Source organism: Billgrantia antri (assembly GCF_019430905.1).
Lineage (GTDB): Bacteria > Pseudomonadota > Gammaproteobacteria > Pseudomonadales > Halomonadaceae > Halomonas > Halomonas antri.
In genome coordinates this window covers 318987-333923 of sequence record NZ_JAHYCA010000004.1, presented here as the reverse complement: position 1 = coordinate 333923, position 14937 = coordinate 318987, and the positions used below count along the sequence as shown (strand labels likewise).

17 protein-coding genes are annotated in these 14937 nt (G+C 64.0%); 9 read left to right on the top strand and 8 right to left on the bottom strand.

Annotated elements, in window-relative coordinates; genetic code table 11:
* Positions 1-10: 10 nt before the first annotated feature.
* Together KPL81_RS13105 and gntR are read left to right on the top strand one after the other, a co-directional pair.
* Positions 11-535 carry a gluconokinase gene (locus KPL81_RS13105; protein WP_338035623.1) on the top strand — a complete coding sequence of 175 codons (525 nt, stop codon included), beginning with the start codon at positions 11-13 and terminating at the stop codon, positions 533-535.
* A gap of 110 nt (positions 536-645) precedes the next feature.
* Positions 646-1641, top strand: coding sequence for a gluconate operon transcriptional repressor GntR (gene gntR / locus KPL81_RS13100; protein ID WP_219792560.1), 996 nt, complete (start codon positions 646-648; stop codon positions 1639-1641).
* Here the strand turns inward: gntR and KPL81_RS20645 are convergent.
* The 3 genes from KPL81_RS20645 to KPL81_RS13090 form a co-directional block, all read right to left on the bottom strand.
* The gene (locus KPL81_RS20645; RefSeq protein ID WP_338035622.1) at positions 1611-2126 is read right to left on the bottom strand and encodes an ABC transporter substrate-binding protein; all 516 of its coding nucleotides are present in this window, start codon (positions 2124-2126) and stop codon (positions 1611-1613) included. The genes gntR and KPL81_RS20645 overlap by 31 nt on opposite strands.
* 24 nt (positions 2127-2150) lie before the next feature.
* Positions 2151-2330: a hypothetical protein gene (locus tag KPL81_RS20640; protein ID WP_240549240.1), complete on the bottom strand. Its 180-nt coding sequence runs from the start codon at positions 2328-2330 to the stop codon at positions 2151-2153.
* A gap of 201 nt (positions 2331-2531) precedes the next feature.
* Positions 2532-2933 (bottom strand): RidA family protein, encoded by a 402-nt coding sequence (locus tag KPL81_RS13090; RefSeq protein ID WP_219792559.1) that lies wholly within the window; start codon positions 2931-2933, stop codon positions 2532-2534.
* A 166-nt stretch (positions 2934-3099) separates the two neighbouring features.
* Here KPL81_RS13090 and KPL81_RS13085 point away from each other — a divergent pair, with 166 nt between their 5' ends.
* Positions 3100-4518: a bifunctional enoyl-CoA hydratase/phosphate acetyltransferase gene (locus KPL81_RS13085; protein ID WP_219792558.1), complete on the top strand. Its 1419-nt coding sequence runs from the start codon at positions 3100-3102 to the stop codon at positions 4516-4518.
* On the top strand, positions 4515-5732 hold the full coding sequence (locus KPL81_RS13080; RefSeq protein ID WP_219792557.1) for an acetate/propionate family kinase: 1218 nt from the start codon (positions 4515-4517) through the stop codon (positions 5730-5732). The genes KPL81_RS13085 and KPL81_RS13080 overlap by 4 nt, the downstream gene beginning before the upstream one ends.
* On the opposite strand, the gene KPL81_RS13075 is transcribed toward KPL81_RS13080, so the two are convergent.
* On the bottom strand, positions 5733-6134 hold the full coding sequence (locus KPL81_RS13075; protein ID WP_338035621.1) for a methyltransferase domain-containing protein: 402 nt from the start codon (positions 6132-6134) through the stop codon (positions 5733-5735).
* Positions 6135-6184: 50 nt separating this feature from the next.
* Here KPL81_RS13075 and KPL81_RS13070 point away from each other — a divergent pair, with 50 nt between their 5' ends.
* Positions 6185-6640 carry a helix-turn-helix domain-containing protein gene (locus KPL81_RS13070; RefSeq protein WP_338035620.1) on the top strand — a complete coding sequence of 152 codons (456 nt, stop codon included), beginning with the start codon at positions 6185-6187 and terminating at the stop codon, positions 6638-6640.
* Positions 6641-6654: 14 nt separating this feature from the next.
* On the opposite strand, the gene KPL81_RS13065 is transcribed toward KPL81_RS13070, so the two are convergent.
* Entirely contained in the window at positions 6655-8049 is a 1395-nt protein-coding gene (locus tag KPL81_RS13065; protein WP_219792555.1) for an aminotransferase-like domain-containing protein, read from the bottom strand.
* A 99-nt stretch (positions 8050-8148) separates the two neighbouring features.
* On the opposite strand from KPL81_RS13065, the gene KPL81_RS13060 reads away from it, so the two are divergent.
* The gene (locus KPL81_RS13060) at positions 8149-8751 is read left to right on the top strand and encodes a LysE family translocator (RefSeq protein WP_219792554.1); all 603 of its coding nucleotides are present in this window, start codon (positions 8149-8151) and stop codon (positions 8749-8751) included.
* Positions 8752-8776: 25 nt separating this feature from the next.
* Here the strand turns inward: KPL81_RS13060 and KPL81_RS13055 are convergent, their stop codons facing one another.
* Positions 8777-9724 (bottom strand): threonine ammonia-lyase, encoded by a 948-nt coding sequence (locus tag KPL81_RS13055; protein ID WP_219792553.1) that lies wholly within the window; start codon positions 9722-9724, stop codon positions 8777-8779.
* 9 nt (positions 9725-9733) lie between these two features.
* Positions 9734-10354 carry an exopolysaccharide biosynthesis protein gene (locus tag KPL81_RS13050; RefSeq protein ID WP_219792552.1) on the bottom strand — a complete coding sequence of 207 codons (621 nt, stop codon included), beginning with the start codon at positions 10352-10354 and terminating at the stop codon, positions 9734-9736.
* A gap of 288 nt (positions 10355-10642) precedes the next feature.
* Here KPL81_RS13050 and KPL81_RS13045 point away from each other — a divergent pair, with 288 nt between their 5' ends.
* Positions 10643-12358, top strand: a complete 1716-nt coding sequence (locus KPL81_RS13045; protein ID WP_219792551.1) for a methyl-accepting chemotaxis protein — start codon at positions 10643-10645, stop codon at positions 12356-12358.
* Positions 12359-12661: 303 nt separating this feature from the next.
* A complete protein-coding gene (locus KPL81_RS13040; protein ID WP_240549239.1) occupies positions 12662-13870 on the top strand; it encodes a cytochrome P450 in 1209 nt (402 codons plus the stop codon).
* A gap of 48 nt (positions 13871-13918) precedes the next feature.
* On the opposite strand, the gene KPL81_RS13035 is transcribed toward KPL81_RS13040, so the two are convergent.
* Entirely contained in the window at positions 13919-14329 is a 411-nt protein-coding gene (locus KPL81_RS13035) for a helix-turn-helix domain-containing protein (protein ID WP_219792550.1), read from the bottom strand.
* Positions 14330-14395: 66 nt separating this feature from the next.
* Here KPL81_RS13035 and KPL81_RS13030 point away from each other — a divergent pair, with 66 nt between their 5' ends.
* Positions 14396-14896, top strand: a complete 501-nt coding sequence (locus KPL81_RS13030; protein WP_219792549.1) for a DUF2938 domain-containing protein — start codon at positions 14396-14398, stop codon at positions 14894-14896.
* The last annotated feature ends 41 nt before the right edge of the window (positions 14897-14937 follow it).

Here is a 14937-nt window from a genome sequence, read left to right as displayed (position 1 = left end):
GGGAGGTCTCGTGAAGGATGCCACCTATCGCATCGTGGTGATGGGAGTGTCAGGGTCGGGCAAGTCGCATATCGGCGCTTTGCTCGCCAGTCGCCTGGGCGTTGCCTTCATCGATGGCGACGATTACCACTCGCCGGCCAACGTCGACAAGATGGCCAATGGCATTCCGCTCGACGACGAGGACCGCCGCGAGTGGCTGGAGACCCTGGCGGGGCTGATCGGCGACCATCGCCGTCGTGATGCCTCGCTGGTGCTGGCCTGCTCGGCACTCAAGCAGCGCTATCGTGACATCCTGCGCCGCGGCGATTCCGAACTCGTCTTTCTATTTCTCGAAGGAGAGCGCGAACAGTTGCGCCACCGCCTGGCCGAGCGCGAGGAGCACTTCTTTCGCGGCGAGGCGATGCTCGACAGCCAACTCCACGATCTCGAACCGCCAGGCGAGAGCGAAGCCGTGTCGTGCCGCATCGGTGACACGCCCGAGGCGATCGTCGAGGCTTTCCTGACGACGCTGCCGCACTGTCACCGCGATTCCTGAACGTTGGGTAGCGACAGCGGCATGACCGTGACGACTCCGGTATCATGCCGCTCGTGCCGACAGCGAGCGCTGCGCGGCCTGTCAGATCCAACCGTAGCCAATGGGGCAGCGTGAAGAAGAAACGACCGACACTCCAGGACATCGCCGACCGGGTCGGAGCGACCAAGATGACCGTTAGCCGCTGCCTGCGCGATCCCACGACCGTGTCGGAGGGCTTGCGCGAGCGTATTTTCCGTGCCGCGGAGCAGGTCGGCTACATTCCCAATCGCGCGCCCGATCTGCTCTCACGTGCCACCAGCCACTCCATCGGCGTGCTGGTGCCGTCGCTGACCAACCAGGTCTTCGCCGATGTGCTGGTCGGCATCGAAGAGGTGACCGAGCCGCTGGGCTATCATCTGATGCTCTCTCACTACGGCTACAGCCAGGAGTTGGAGGAACGCAGCCTGGCTTCACTCCTGTCGTACAATGTCGACGGTGTGATTCTCTCCGACAGCCATCACACAGCGCGAACCTGCCGTATGCTCGAGACGGCGGGTATTCCCACCGTAGAGATCATGGATTCACTGACTCCGCCGCTGCACCAGTCGATCGGCTTCGACAACGTGCGTGCCGCCCACGACATGGTGACCGAAATGATCCGCCATGGCCGGCGTCGGATCGTCTACCTCGCGGTACGCCTCGACTCGCGCACCCTGCAGCGTGAGCAGGGTTATCGACAGGCCATGGAGGAGCATGGGCTCTTGCCGTTGACCAAGCAGCGCAGCCAGCGTTCTTCCTACTCGGTAGGGGCGGCGCTGCTCAACGAAATCCTCGATGAATACCCAGAGACCGATGGACTCTTCTGTACCAACGACGATGTCGCCGTGGGCGCTTATTTCGCCTGCCTGAGGCGCGGGGTCAAAGTGCCTGAGCAGTTGGCCATTGCCGGTTTTCACGGCCATGACGTAGGCCAGGTGATGACGCCGCGGCTGGCCAGCGTGGTCACGCCGCGCCAGGCCATCGGCAAGCGCGCCGCCAGCGAGCTGCTACGGCGCATCCAGGGCGGCGAGCCCGGCCAGCGGGTCATCGACATGGGCTATACCATCGAGCCGGGCATGACGCTTTGATGAACCCGCCGTCGGCTCAGATGCTCTCTTCGACGATGAGCTGGGGCCGCCCCTTCGAGCAGGGTTCGATACGCGCCGCGACGCTCACCGGCCTCGACCTCGGCCTCGATCACCTGGGTGACCAGTTCCATCTGGGTCTCGGAGAACTCGATGAAGGCCGCGGCGTCTTCCTCCTCGCTCAACAGCTGGCCAAGCATGCGCATGGAGGGAATGGTATGCCGCAGGGAATCTTCACGGAAATCCACGTAGACGATGGCGATACCAAGTTCCGCCAGCTTCTCGTCATAGGCGGCATCCTCGGTGGCCTCCTTGGCCTCGAGGTTCATCAGCACGACATCAGGGGTGAGGGAGGCAGCCTGCTCCACGTCGAAGGTGCCGTTCTTGAAGCCGCCGAAGGTGGGCAGCTCCTCGAGTTCCGGAAACTTGGCAGCGTAGCGTGCGTAGTTGTCCGGGTCGGCCTGGGAGAAATCCTCGCGCCATCCCACTACGCCGGCAAAGGGGTCTTCCGGCTATAGTGCGCCGAGCAGATAGATCTGCCGCCCTTCGCCGAGAATCATGCGCTCGACGGGAACCTCGAGGGTGACCTCGCGGCCGGCGATATCGGTAACGGTGATCTGTTCGGCCAGTGCGGTGGTACAGCCCAGTGCCAGAGCCGTGCCGCAGAGAACCTTCGAAAAATGGCTTTTCATGTTCACTCGTTGAGAAGGTGGGACAGGTCGGAGCGTCGATTAGACGGTGCATTTGGCATCTCGAACAGCCCGCTAAGGAAAGCGAAAAAACTTGCTGTTGCGTATCATTCCCAATCGCAAACGCGGCCAGTATGGTGCAACACGCGACTTTTGTCGAGACAGGCTATCGGCGCTGCGGCGTCATGTCTCGGTGCTGGCGGGTCAGTCGGCGGAGGTAGGGTCCGGCTGACGCGCCATCAGGGTGATTTCGACGTTGGCGCCTCCGCTCAGCCGCGGTGATTCGGTACAGGTGCGCGCGGGGTAGCTGTGGTAGGTGAAAAACTCCGCGTAGGCGGCGTCCATGGTGTGGATGGTATCCAGGTCGGTCAGGTGAATGTCGACCCGCACCACGTGCGCCAGTGAGGCGCCGGCATATTCCAGCATGCGGGACAGGCGGCGCATCACCCAGCGCGTTTCCTCGGCGATGTCACCGACGACGGCGTCGCCGCCCTGGATGTCGGTCACGGTCAAGCCAGAGAGAAAGAGGTAGTGTCCATCCATGGCGATATGGCTACCCGGAAAGACCGGAACGGCTAACGTCGGATCGTTGAGGAAGCGATGCATGATGGTTCGGCTCGATGAGTGGTCGTCTCCTTCATTGTGACGTTTCGCTTGGGGGCTGCAAGGCGCTTGCCATCCTCGGAAGCGTATTCGATGCTAGCGGCTGAGACTTGCTGCGTTGCACTATCGGCGCGGCCGATTCCTCTCACCTTCGATCAAGGCGTAGCGCATGGACAAGCAGGGCCAGTCGACCGCGAACGGTCATATCGAGAATCGCACCTTCGACGAGATCCGGGTAGGCGATACGGCATCGCTCGAGAAGCGGCTGACCCTCGACGACATCAAGCTCTTCGCGATCATGTCGGGGGACATCAACCCGGCTCACCTCGACGACGACTTCGCCAAGAGCACCCGTTTCCAGGAAGTGGTGGCCCACGGCATGTGGGGCGGGGCGCTGATATCCACCGTGCTCGGCACCGAACTGCCTGGTCCGGGCACTATCTACCTCGGCCAGACCCTGCGCTTTCGCAAGCCGGTGCGCCTCGGCGACGTGCTGCGGGTAAGCGTGCGTGTACTGAGCAAGGAGGCTCAGCACAAGCGAATCGTGTTCGCGTGTCACTGCACTAACCAGAACGGCGAGACCGTCATCGAAGGCGAGGCGGAAGTGCAGGCACCCACCGAGAAAGTGAGCCGGCCGCGTGCCGTGCTGCCGCGCGTAAGAATGGCCGAGCGGGCACGCCTGCATGAGATGCTCAGTGCCGCTGAGCACCCCGAGCCGGTGAGCATGGCCGTGGTGCACCCGGTGGATGAAGTCTCGATTCTGGGCGCCTATGAATCGGCGCGTCAGGGCCTGATCCGCCCGGTGCTGGTGGGGCCGCGGGCCAAGGTGCAGGCCGCCGCCGAAGCTGCCGGTATCGATATCGCCGAATTCGAGCTCGTCGACGTACCCCACAGCCATGCGGCCGCCGCCGAGGCCGTGGCCATGACCCGCGCGGGACGGGTGGAAGCGCTGATGAAAGGCGCGCTGCACACCAACGAACTGCTGCACGAGGTCGTCAAACGCGACACCGGCCTGCGCACCGAGCGCTGCCTGAGCCACGTGATGGCCTTCGATGTGCCGACCTACCCGCGCCCACTGTTCATCACCGATGCGGCGATCAACATCTATCCGACGCTGGCCGACAAGAAGGACATCGTTCAGAACGCCATCGACCTGGCCCATGCGGTGGGTAATGCGTTGCCCAAGGTGGCGATCCTTTCGGCGGTGGAGACGGTCAATCCCAAGATCGCCTCGACCCTGGAGGCTGCGGCGCTGTGCAAGATGGCCGAGCGTGGCCAGATCACCGGAGGCGTGCTCGACGGGCCGCTGGCCTTCGACAATGCCGTCTCCGAGGCCGCAGCGGCGGCCAAGGGAATCGTCTCGCCGGTAGCGGGGCGAGCCGATATTCTGGTCGCCCCCGATCTCGAGTCGGCCAACATGCTCATGAAGCAGCTCACCTATCTCGCCGATGCCTCCGGGGCCGGGCTGGTGGTGGGCGCGCGGGTGCCGATCGTTCTCACCAGCCGTGCCGACGATGCCATTACCCGCCTGGCGTCCTGTGCCCTGGCGCTACTGGTGACGGAGCAGCACAAGAAGGTCGGTCCATGAGCGGAGAGATCCTGGCCATCAACAGCGGCTCCTCCAGCCTCAAGTTTGCCCTGTTCGAGGCCGCGCGTCCGGAGACCCCGATGGGGCTGAGGCTGCGCTGTCGTGGTCAGTTTTCGGGGCTCGGCAGTCAGGCACGGCTGGAACTCGGGGAGGGGTTCGGCAGCGACATGGGAACAGCGCATGACGTGGCGCTGCGTGACGTGCCGCCAGGCCTGTCGCATGAGGGGGCGCTGGCGCGACTGCTGGGCTGGGTCGAAGCGAATCCGGCGCTGGGCGACGTGCAGGCCGTGGGCCATCGCATCGTGCACGGTGGCGCGACGTATCGTGCGCCGCTGCGACTCGATGAGGTCAATCGTTCCGAACTGGAACAGCTGGTGACGTTGGCCCCTCTGCACCAGCCCCATGGCCTGGCGCCGGTTCGGGCGCTCGCCGGCCTGCGTCCCTCGCTACCGCAGGTCGCCTGCTTCGATACCGCCTTTCATGTCGGTCAGCCGGATGTGGCCCAGGCCTTCCCGTTGCCGCGTCGTTATCGCCAGCAAGGCATGATCCGCTACGGCTTCCATGGACTCTCCTTCGACTACGTCAGTCGTGCCCTGGCCGAGGCATTGTCAGGGTGCCGCCAGTCGACGGCGAGCGGGCGGACAATCATCGCCCACCTGGGCAATGGCGCGAGCCTGTGTGCGCTGCGTGATGGCAGGAGCATCGCTGCGACCACCGGTTTCACGGCGCTGGAGGGCCTGATGATGGGAACCCGCAGTGGCAGCCTCGATCCTGGCCTGGTGCTGCATTTGATCCTGCAGGAGGGCATGAGCGCCGAGGCGGTACAGAGCATGCTCTATCAGGAATCGGGCCTGCTCGGCGTCTCCGGTATCAGTGGCGACATGCGCGAGCTGTTGGCCAGCCAGGCGTCGGAAGCGGCCGAGGCCGTCGAGCTGTTCATCTATCGCATCGTGCGCGAGATCGGCAGCCTCGCGGCGGCGCTGGGTGGGCTCGATCATCTCGTCTTCACCGCCGGCATCGGCGAACGTGCCGCCCCGGTGCGCGCCGCCGTAGCGCAGGGCTGCGAGTGGCTGGGCGCGCGGCTCGAGCCACAGGCCAACGCCGTTCATGCCACTCGCATCGATGCCGAGGGCAGCCGGCTGCGGCTGTGGGTCATCCCCACCGACGAGGAGCGCATGATCGCCTGGTACACCGCTGCCGAGCTGCTTCGCTAGCTAGCCTTTCCCGGGACGACAGACGAAATAGTCGTTCTGGATGTCATGCTCGAGCTGGTGAACCTCGATGTCGCAAAAGCCGGCCTCCTCCAGGTAGGCCAGCGCCCGCTCCCGTCCCCACATGGTACCGAGTCCTTCGCCGCCCTGGGCCAGGGAGACCGTCATGCAGTGGCTCACCGATACCGCATAGAGCATGGTGCCCAGCGGATGCTCGCGGTCGAGGTGGTGATGGCTCGAGGCGTGGATGTCCTGCACCAGATAGACGCCGTCCGGTGCCAGGGTGCGGTGGATGCCCCGGAGAAGGCTGCGCGGCCTCGCCTGGTCATGAATGCCATCGAAGGTCGTGACCAGATCGAAGGCGTCGGGTTCGGCCGTCGTCTCGAAGTCGCTCAGGTCGCGCACCTCGAAGGTGAGATTGGTCAGGCCGGCGGTTCGATCTGACCCTCTACTTGGTGGCGCGACTGCTAGGCACCGACGAGGCAATGCGCCTGGCCCGTGTCCACCTCATCGACTGGCACCGGGAGGGGCAGCAGCCCTACGCCGTGCTCAACAGCTCGCGCCAGGTAGAAGATGCCTGCATCGCGCGCTGCCAGGTATGGCTTGCCCAGCACTACGACTGTCACTCGCCGGTGGCGGGCATGGTGGAGGTCAGCCGTCTGTCGGAGCGCGCTTTCAAGCGACGCTTCAAGGCGGCCACCGGCATGACGCCGATGGACTACGTACACACGCTGCGGCTGGAGGAGGCTAAGCAGCTGCTGGAGCAAGGTGACGAGCCCATCGAGGCAATCGCCGAGCAGCTCGGCTATGCCGAGCCCAGCTTCTTCCGACGCCTGTTCGGCCGTCGCGTGGGGCTGACACCCAGCCAGTATCGAAGGCGCTTTCGCGGGCTGCGGCTGCGTCTGTCATGATCCATTGCGTCATGCTACAGCGTCTGCCAGGGGGCTGCGGGCGGCGCGGCAAGCAGCTCGGCGAGCGTATCCAGCGCCTGGGCCAGCGCCTCACGTGAGGGCGCGGCGCTGAGGCAGAGCCGCAAGGCCTGGGGGGCGGGTTCGCTGCCTACGCAGAAGGGCTCGGCGCTACTCACCAGAATCTTGCGCTGGGCCAATGCCTCGACGAACACGGCACTGCGCAGTCCTTCGGGGAGCGGCAACCATAAATTGTTACTGTGCCCGCGGCTGTTGATGGCGTGGCCGGCCAAGCGTTTCCGTGCCATGCGCTGGCGCTCGCCCAGCTCTTCGATCAGCCAGGCCAGCAGAGTATCGCTCTCTGCGCTTGCCACCCAACGGCACACCGCCTCGACCATCAGCGGCGGCACCATCCAGCTTTGGGCGCGCAGTGCCGTGCCCAGCCGCTCGCGCAGCGCGGGGGGTGCGAGCAGCGTGCCGATGCGCAAGCCACCGGCCAGCACCTTGGCGGTACTGAAGATGAACAGCGTGCGTTCCGGTGCCAGGCGATAGATCGGTGTACCGCGCTCCGCCTCGGGCAGGTATTGCACGCCATCCTCGACGATCCAGAAGTCGTGCTGGCGGGCCAGCGCCACCAGCCGCTCGCGCCGTGTCTCGCTCAGCGGGGTGCCGGTAGGGTTGTTCTGATCCGGTGTAACGTAAACCAGTCGCGGCGCCTGCTGTGCGCAGAGCCGGGCGAGGGCATCCATGTCCATGCCCTGGTCGTCCATCGGCACGCCCTGCAGCTTGAGATGGGCCTGGCTGGCGGCGGTGATCAGGCCGGGGTAGGTGAGCACGTCGGCGACGATGCGCTCGCCCGGGCGCGTTAGGCTCTGCAACGCCAGGTTGATGCCGTGCTGCCCTCCTTGGGTGACGATGAGCGGCTCGGGGTCGGCGGGCATGCCCAGGCGGGTCATCCAGGCGGCCAGCTGTTCTCGATGCGCGGGTACGCCGCGATCCGGCTGGTACTCCACCGCGCGCTGCAGGACCGCCGGCTGCTCGGCTATTTCTTGCAGTACGCGCCCCAGGCTGGCGGCACGCATCGGATGCGGTGGCGGCAGGCTCAGGCTGAGGTCGATGGTGCCATCCGCCACGGGGCGGCTGGCGAGGAAATCCTGGCCTGCCGACCCCTCGCCGCCGCGCACGAACGTGCCGCTGCCCACCCGGGCCACGACCCATCCCTGGCGCTCGGCTTCGGCATAGGCCCGGGTCACGGTACCCACCGTGACGCCGAGACGGTCAGCCAGGCGACGCTGAGGTGGCAGCTTTTCGCCGGGAGCGAGTTCGCCGGCCTGAACCGCCACGGCAATGGATTCGGCAATGGCGCGGTAGCGCACGCCTTGGTGGGAAAGCGATGGAATCCACATTGTCATGGTGACAATAAAACCTTTGACGCCCCGTTTGCACCCATTATGCTGGGAATGGTGGTCACAATCTACCTCGAAACCGATAAATTGTATGGGTGCAACGACATGGAAGCTCTGGCGTTCCTCGGGCCGGTGGCCCTCTACATGATCTCGATGACCATCACTCCCGGCCCCAACAACGTAATGCTCACGGCTTCGGGAGCGAACTACGGTTTCTTGCGTACCCTGCCGCACATCTTCGGCATTCTCGGCGGCTGCTTCCTGTTGTTCGCCAGTATCGCCCTGGGCCTGGGCCTTATCTTCGAACGCTATCCCATGGTTCAGGTCGTGCTCCGGCTGGTGGGCAGCGTTTATCTGCTCTATCTGGCGTGGAAGATCGCTACGGCGCCGCCGCCCGACCTGCGCATGCGGGGCGAGGGGCGGCCGTTGAGCTTCTGGCAGGCAGCCGCTTTTCAGTTCGCCAATCCCAAGGCGTGGGTGATGGGGCTGGCGCTGATGGCCGGTTTTCTTCCGGAAGAGGGCAATACGGTGATCAATGCCCTCTTGCTCGCCGGGTTCGCAGAGGTCGTGGGATTACCCTGCATTGCATTGTGGGCGGGCTTCGGCATGGCCATCGGGCGCTGGCTGCGCACGCCGCGCGCCTGGCGTGTGTTCAACGGCACCATGGGCGGACTCACCGCGGCCTGCGTCTACTTCATACTGTCTTGAGCTGACAGCGGAGTGCCAGAAAAGATCAAAGAAAGGGTGTCAGCTCCTCCCGGCTCATGTTGCCGCCGGTAATCACCACGACCACATCGCCTTCGGGCGGCAGCGTGACGGCTTCTTCCAGCAGGGCGCCCACACCCACTGCGGCACCCGGCTCGGCCATCAGCTTGGCCTGGTAGAGCAGATGGTGCATGGCACGACCGATCGCCGCGTCGTCGATCTGCACCATGGCCTGTGTCGTCTCCCGGCAAAGCGGATAGCTATGCTCGCCGACGATGGCCGCAGCCAGGCTCTTGGCGCAGGTTTCCACCTTCTTCAGCCTTGAAGGGGCACCTTGCGCCCAGGCGTGGGCCATGCTCGCTGCGCCGCTGGGTTCTACGCCGATGAGCGACAGCCCCGGGCGCAGCGCCGCGGTGGCCGAGCCGATGCCGGCGATCAGGCCGCCACCACCCACCGGGCAGAGAACGGCCGTGGCTTCGGGCGCCTGCTCGAGAATTTCCAATCCCACGGTACCCTGGCCGGCAATGATGCGCTCGTTGTCGTAGGGGTGCACCAGGGTCAATCCTCGCTCCTCCACCAGCCGGTGCATGAATTCCCAGGCCTCGTTGATGTCGCCGTGCAGGATCACTTCGGCGCCCAGTGCGCGGCTTCCCTCCACCTTGAATCGGCTGGCATTCTCCGGCATCACGATGGTGACCGGAATACCGAGCTGACCCGCCGCCCAGGCAAGCCCAAGGGCATGATTGCCCGCCGAGACGGCTCCCAGCCCTCCGGCCAGTTCCTCTCGGCTGGCGGTTCGCACCCAGTGCAGACTACCGCGTGGCTTGAACGAGCCAGTACGCTGGAACAACTCGCCCTTGAGCCACACGCGCCGGCCGATACGCTCCGACAGGACATGGTCGAGCAGCAGAGGGGTGGGAGCCAACGTATCGGCAATCAGCCGCTGGGCGTCCTGCAGCCGTTCGAGCGGGAGCATGGAAGTCTCCTATAACAGATTGACGAGCACCACGCCCAGGGACAGCCCTGTTATGACGAAGCCAATGATCGCCAGCACGCCATCGCGCGCCATGATCGACAGGCCGAACAGTGTCAGGGCCGCGCCGGCAAGATTGGCGGTAAACGGAATGAACTCCATGGGCGGCATCGACAGGGCGATGAGCAAGCAGGCGGCCGCGGTGAAGCGGATGCCGACACGGCCCGTGAGGACGGTGATGCGCTGATGCAGCAGTCGATCGATCCACTTGGCCGGGCGGTACATCCACTTGAGCCCACGGTGCAACTTGTCGCTTGGCAGGGAACGGTTACGCAGCCAGGCAGGCAGCCAAAAGGTGCGGCGACCCAGCAGCAGCTGACCGCAGACGAGCAGGGTAAACAGGGCCATCAGCGTGGGAACGCCGGGAATGTCCCCGACGATCGGCAGCATGGTAATGAAGCCTGCCAGCAACAGCAGTGGGCCGAAGGCGCGTCGGCCGATGGCATCCAGCACCTCGTCGAAGCGGATACGTCCCGAGGGCGTGTCGATCGCGTCGATGGCCTGCATCAATTCGATCAGGTTGCGTGGTTCCGAGGTGGATTCATCCGTTGCCTTATCCCGCGATGCGCGCATCTTTCCTTCCCTTGTCCATTTCCTTGTTTGCGCCGTCCTACCTGGCTCACAGCATAGCGTCAACGCAGCGGGAAGTGCTCATGCCTCCACCGTTTCTACGCACCTCGGCCGGATCGTCGGCCAGTGCGGGCTAGACCAAAGCGGAATTGCAGGCACGCACTTATGCGATTGCTCTATATCCAGAGATCGAATTTGTCTTCCACGTTTTCTCAACTTTTCGGTTCGCAGGCCGATGAAAAAGGTAAACGCAAAACCAAAAGAACTAAAGCAGCATGCAAGGGGCTAACGATGAAAAACATATCCATCAAGTGGAGCCTGACAGCGGCGCTCGCGGCATTGGTGCTGATGATCGGTTTGATCAGCGGGCTGGGCTTTTACTCCGGTGCCAAGGGGGAAGCGGCCCTGCACGAGTTGGTGGAAACCAACATGGTGCTGGCCGATACGGTCAACCGGGCCCAGGTGAACGTGCTGCGTGCACAGACCTTCCTGGATCGCTACGCCAGCCTCAGCACCCAAGGCAACCCCGACAAGGCACAGGAGAACCAGCAGCGGGCCGTGGCCGCGATTGATGCGGCACAGCAACGCTTCGCGGAATTCCGCGCCGTGCCTATCGATTCGCAAGATAGCCGCTGGCCGCATGTCCAGGCAATCACCGAGGCCTACGAGGCGCTCGTCAGTGAGGGCCTGGTGCCGCTGCTGGATGCTGCGCCGTTCCAGGTCCAGCGCAGCCAGGACACGTTGGCCGAGCTGGGCGCGACGCTGGACGAAGCGATGGAGGTCTTCATCCATTACATCGAGCAACGCGCTGCCGATGACATCGGGGCGATCGAGGCGCTGGATCGCAACGTAACGATCATCGCAACCACGCTGCTGGTGGTCGCGGTGGTAGCCGCCTTCCTCATTCGCATCGCCTTGATGCGGGTGGTGGTCACCCCGCTGCGTGAAGCGATAGCGCATTTCCAGCGTATCGCCGATGGCGACCTGACCGCACGCATCGAGGATCGCGGCCGCAACGAGATCGGACAGCTGTACGCGGCGCTGAAGAACATGCAGGAGAAGCTCAAGTCCTTGGTGGTCTCGCTGCGCGACAGCAGCGAGAACGTCTTCACCGGCGCCGGCGAAATCGCCACGGGTAGCCAGGATCTCTCTTCGCGCACCGAACAGCAGGCTTCCGCCCTGCAGGAGACCGCTTCCAGTATGGAGGAGATGGCCTCCACGGTAAGCAAGAACACCGACTCGGCCATCGAGGCCGACCGGCTCTCCGCCACCGCCTCGCAAACCGCCGTGGCCGGCGGACAGGAGGTCGAACGTACCGTACAACTGATGCGTGAAATTGCCGAGAGCGCCAAACGCATCAACGACATCATCGGAGTGATCGACTCCATCGCCTTCCAGACCAATATTCTGGCACTGAACGCCTCGGTCGAGGCGGCGCGGGCGGGCGAGCAGGGGCGTGGCTTCGCCGTGGTGGCAAGCGAGGTTCGTTCCCTGGCCAGCCGCAGCGCCGAATCCGCCAAGGAGATCCGCGGCCTGATCGAGGACACCACCTCACGCATTACCAGCGGCGCTGAGCAGGCCGAGCGTAGCGGGCAGACCATCAACGAGACCGTCGACTCGATTCGTCAGGTGAGTGCGCTGATGGCCGAAATTTCCACCGCCACACGTGAGCAGAACAGCGGCATCGAGCAGATCAACACGGCCTTGACCGAAATGGATTCAGTGACCCAGCAGAACGCCTCCCTGGTGCAGCAGACCAGCGCTGCAGCGGCCTCGTTGGAGGATCAAGCCCGCCGTCTCGCCGCCCTGATCGCCACCTTCCGTGTCGACGAAAGAGCCTCTTCAGCGTCGGCGCAGGGCGAGCGTCAGAACGTCACCACGCACCATGAACCAGACGTCAGTCGGGAGGAGCGGCATGAGAAGCATCAATTGGTCAGGCTGACTGATCCGAAGCCTGTCCGTTCCCGCCAACAGAATATGGCGGAAGACGATTGGAGCGAGTTCTGACGCTATCCTCCGCCTTAGCCTCGAGCCGCATGCTGCGGCTCTTTTTTTGTAGAGGCTGATGTGTGGCGAAACCGCTCGCTCTTGTAACGTTTGGTACGACAAAGGCTTGCGGGGTGATGTCGCGACTAGACTGCCGTCAGGAACACAGTCCAAGGAGCGTGAGATGGCTAAGGAATCGCTGCAGCACGGGTTGCCCAGGGCGAGCGTGTCGGAAACGCTGGCCGTCATGAACGATGTCTGCTGCCGAGCGTGGCCAAGGGTGTCATCATCCGACGCCCCAGGATCGTGGGCCTGGCGGAGCGTATGAAACTCGACCAGCGGGCGATACTTCGCGTGCAGCGGCTCGAGGCGAAGTATGGCCCAGGTCCGCTGATGTTGCGCAGCCCCGATAGCAAGCCGATGGCGCTGGTACTCGACCCCGGCCACGCCAGTCGCATACTCGAGCAGACACCCGAACCCTTTGCCACCGCCGAATGGGCCAAGCGCAGCGTGCTGGCCCACTTCGAACCCCATATGTCGTTGATTTCCCACGGCGTCGAGCGTGCCGAGCGACGCCGGTTCAATGATGACGTCCTGCAGAGCCACTGTGCCCTGCACCATCTGGGCGACCGCTTCGCCACGGTGGTCCAAGAGGAAGCCGGCGAACTGCTGCAAGACATCCGCCAGGCTGGCGGTCATCTCGACTGGGACGCATTCGTCGACGCTTGGAACCGGGTAGTGCGGCGTGTGGTTCTGGGCGATACCGCCCGCGACGACCGCGCGCTCACCGAGACACTATCCAAGCTGCGTGCCGTCGCCAATTGGGGCTTTCTCCACCCCGGACGTGAGCATCTCAGGAAGGATCTGCACGAACGACTTCTTCGCTATTTGGAACGGGCGGAAAAGGGCAGTCTGGCTGCCGAAGTGGCGCGGACTTCTCACAATGAAGTCACCCAGCCGGTGCATCAGGTGCCGCAGTGGCTGACGGCTTTCAACCCAGCGGGGATGGCGACCTTCCGTGCCTTGGCGCTGTTGGCAGCGCACCCCGGTGAGTCTGAACGCGCCCAGGCTGAAATTGCACATGACATTCCACATGCGTCTCCACGATTTGGCTTTCTGCGGGCCAGCATCCTGGAGTCGCTGAGGCTATGGCCGACCGTGCCACTGGTGCTGCGAGAGTCAACAGTGGCCACGCAGTGGGAGAACGGCTGGATGCCGGCCAACACCTCCATGCTGCTGCACGCTCCCTTCTTTCACCGGGACGACCGCTATCTTGACGATGCGCACCGCTTCCATCCCGACCTGTGGCTGCAGCCGGAGCAGATGGAGCAACGGGTGCTGATGCCGTTCAGCGAGGGAACCGGTATCTGCCCCGGTCGTCATCTGGTGCTGCTGGTGGGGAGCCACATGTTGGCCAGGCTGCTCGAAGGGCGTGAGTACCGCTTGAAACCTCCGACACGCTTGCTGAGCAGCAAGCCGATGCCGCCGTTGCTCAACAACTATTATCTGACATTCGAGAGCCGGCTCCATTGAAGGAAGCCGCTGATGTCTCAATAAGCCTGACTGTGAAGTGGCTGCCCTTTATTTGCCCCGCTGCCGAGGTGGTCGCGTCGCATGGCGTAACAGGCGCCGAAACGTCGGGCACTGCATGTGGCTCGGGGCAGGGCAGGCGGCGGCATGGCGCAGGCCATCGCGCATTGCCGTCAGGTGCCGAATCGTCCGGTCCAGCTCGTCCGCTTTGGCCATGAGCTGGGCGCGATTGATATCGGGCCCGCCCTTGGTGCCGAGCATGCCGCCTATCTCATCCAGCGAGAACCCAGCATGCTGCCCCAGGGCAATCAGTGACAATCGCTCCAGAACGTTTTCCGCAAACAGTCGCCGCAGGCCATTTCTTCCCACCGAGCGAACGAGCCCCTTTTCTTCGTAGTAGCGCAGGGTCGAGGGCGGCAGACCGGAGCGCCGCGCGACGTCCGCGATATCCAAAGTTTTCACTCTTGACCTCAAGTTCACTTGAATTCGTACATTGCACACGTCGTGGACAATCGAGCGATTTCAATCATGCACGAAGTTGACGAAATACTCTTGCATTCCATGGTGATCGGTATCGGCGCCACGCTGGTTATGGACCTATGGGGCTGCATTCAGCAACGGCTGTTTAAATCGCCATCCCTAGATTACGCGTTGGTGGCCAGGTGGCTCGGTCATTTTGCGCGAGGTCGTTTCCGGCATGCATCCATCATGGCGGCATCGCCCATTGCCAACGAGCGCGCCTGGGGGTGGATCGTGCACTATGCCATCGGCATCGTCTTTGCTGCCCTGCTGGTTTACCTCTGGGGAGTAGAGTGGGTGCGCAACCCCACGCTGGCGCCGGCGCTGGTCGTTGGCGTCGGCACTGTCGCAGTTCCCTTCTTCGTCATGCAGCCCGCCTTCGGTGTCGGTATTGCCGGCGCGCGTACCCCGAGTCCCACGATAACCCGGCTGAAGAGTCTGGCGGCGTATACCGCCTTTGACCTCGGTCTGTTTCTGGCGGCGAATGTCTGGGCGCTGCGGGGCGCGTGATGACGCCGGGCTGACCGGGCGTCGAGTGCCGGTGAGGTAGC

Coding starts and splice junctions, on each gene's coding strand:
- KPL81_RS20640 (WP_240549240.1), bottom strand. CDS start 2,330: ATGAAAAGCCATTTTTCGAAGGTTCTCTGCGGCACGGCTCTGGCACTG.
- KPL81_RS13090 (WP_219792559.1), bottom strand. CDS start 2,933: ATGCATCGCTTCCTCAACGATCCGACGTTAGCCGTTCCGGTCTTTCCG.
- KPL81_RS13085 (WP_219792558.1), top strand. CDS start 3,100: ATGGACAAGCAGGGCCAGTCGACCGCGAACGGTCATATCGAGAATCGC.
- KPL81_RS13080 (WP_219792557.1), top strand. CDS start 4,515: ATGAGCGGAGAGATCCTGGCCATCAACAGCGGCTCCTCCAGCCTCAAG.
- KPL81_RS13065 (WP_219792555.1), bottom strand. CDS start 8,049: ATGACAATGTGGATTCCATCGCTTTCCCACCAAGGCGTGCGCTACCGC.
- KPL81_RS13060 (WP_219792554.1), top strand. CDS start 8,149: ATGGAAGCTCTGGCGTTCCTCGGGCCGGTGGCCCTCTACATGATCTCG.
- KPL81_RS13055 (WP_219792553.1), bottom strand. CDS start 9,724: ATGCTCCCGCTCGAACGGCTGCAGGACGCCCAGCGGCTGATTGCCGAT.
- KPL81_RS13050 (WP_219792552.1), bottom strand. CDS start 10,354: ATGCGCGCATCGCGGGATAAGGCAACGGATGAATCCACCTCGGAACCA.
- KPL81_RS13045 (WP_219792551.1), top strand. CDS start 10,643: ATGAAAAACATATCCATCAAGTGGAGCCTGACAGCGGCGCTCGCGGCA.
- KPL81_RS13040 (WP_240549239.1), top strand. CDS start 12,662: ATGAAACTCGACCAGCGGGCGATACTTCGCGTGCAGCGGCTCGAGGCG.
- KPL81_RS13030 (WP_219792549.1), top strand. CDS start 14,396: ATGCACGAAGTTGACGAAATACTCTTGCATTCCATGGTGATCGGTATC.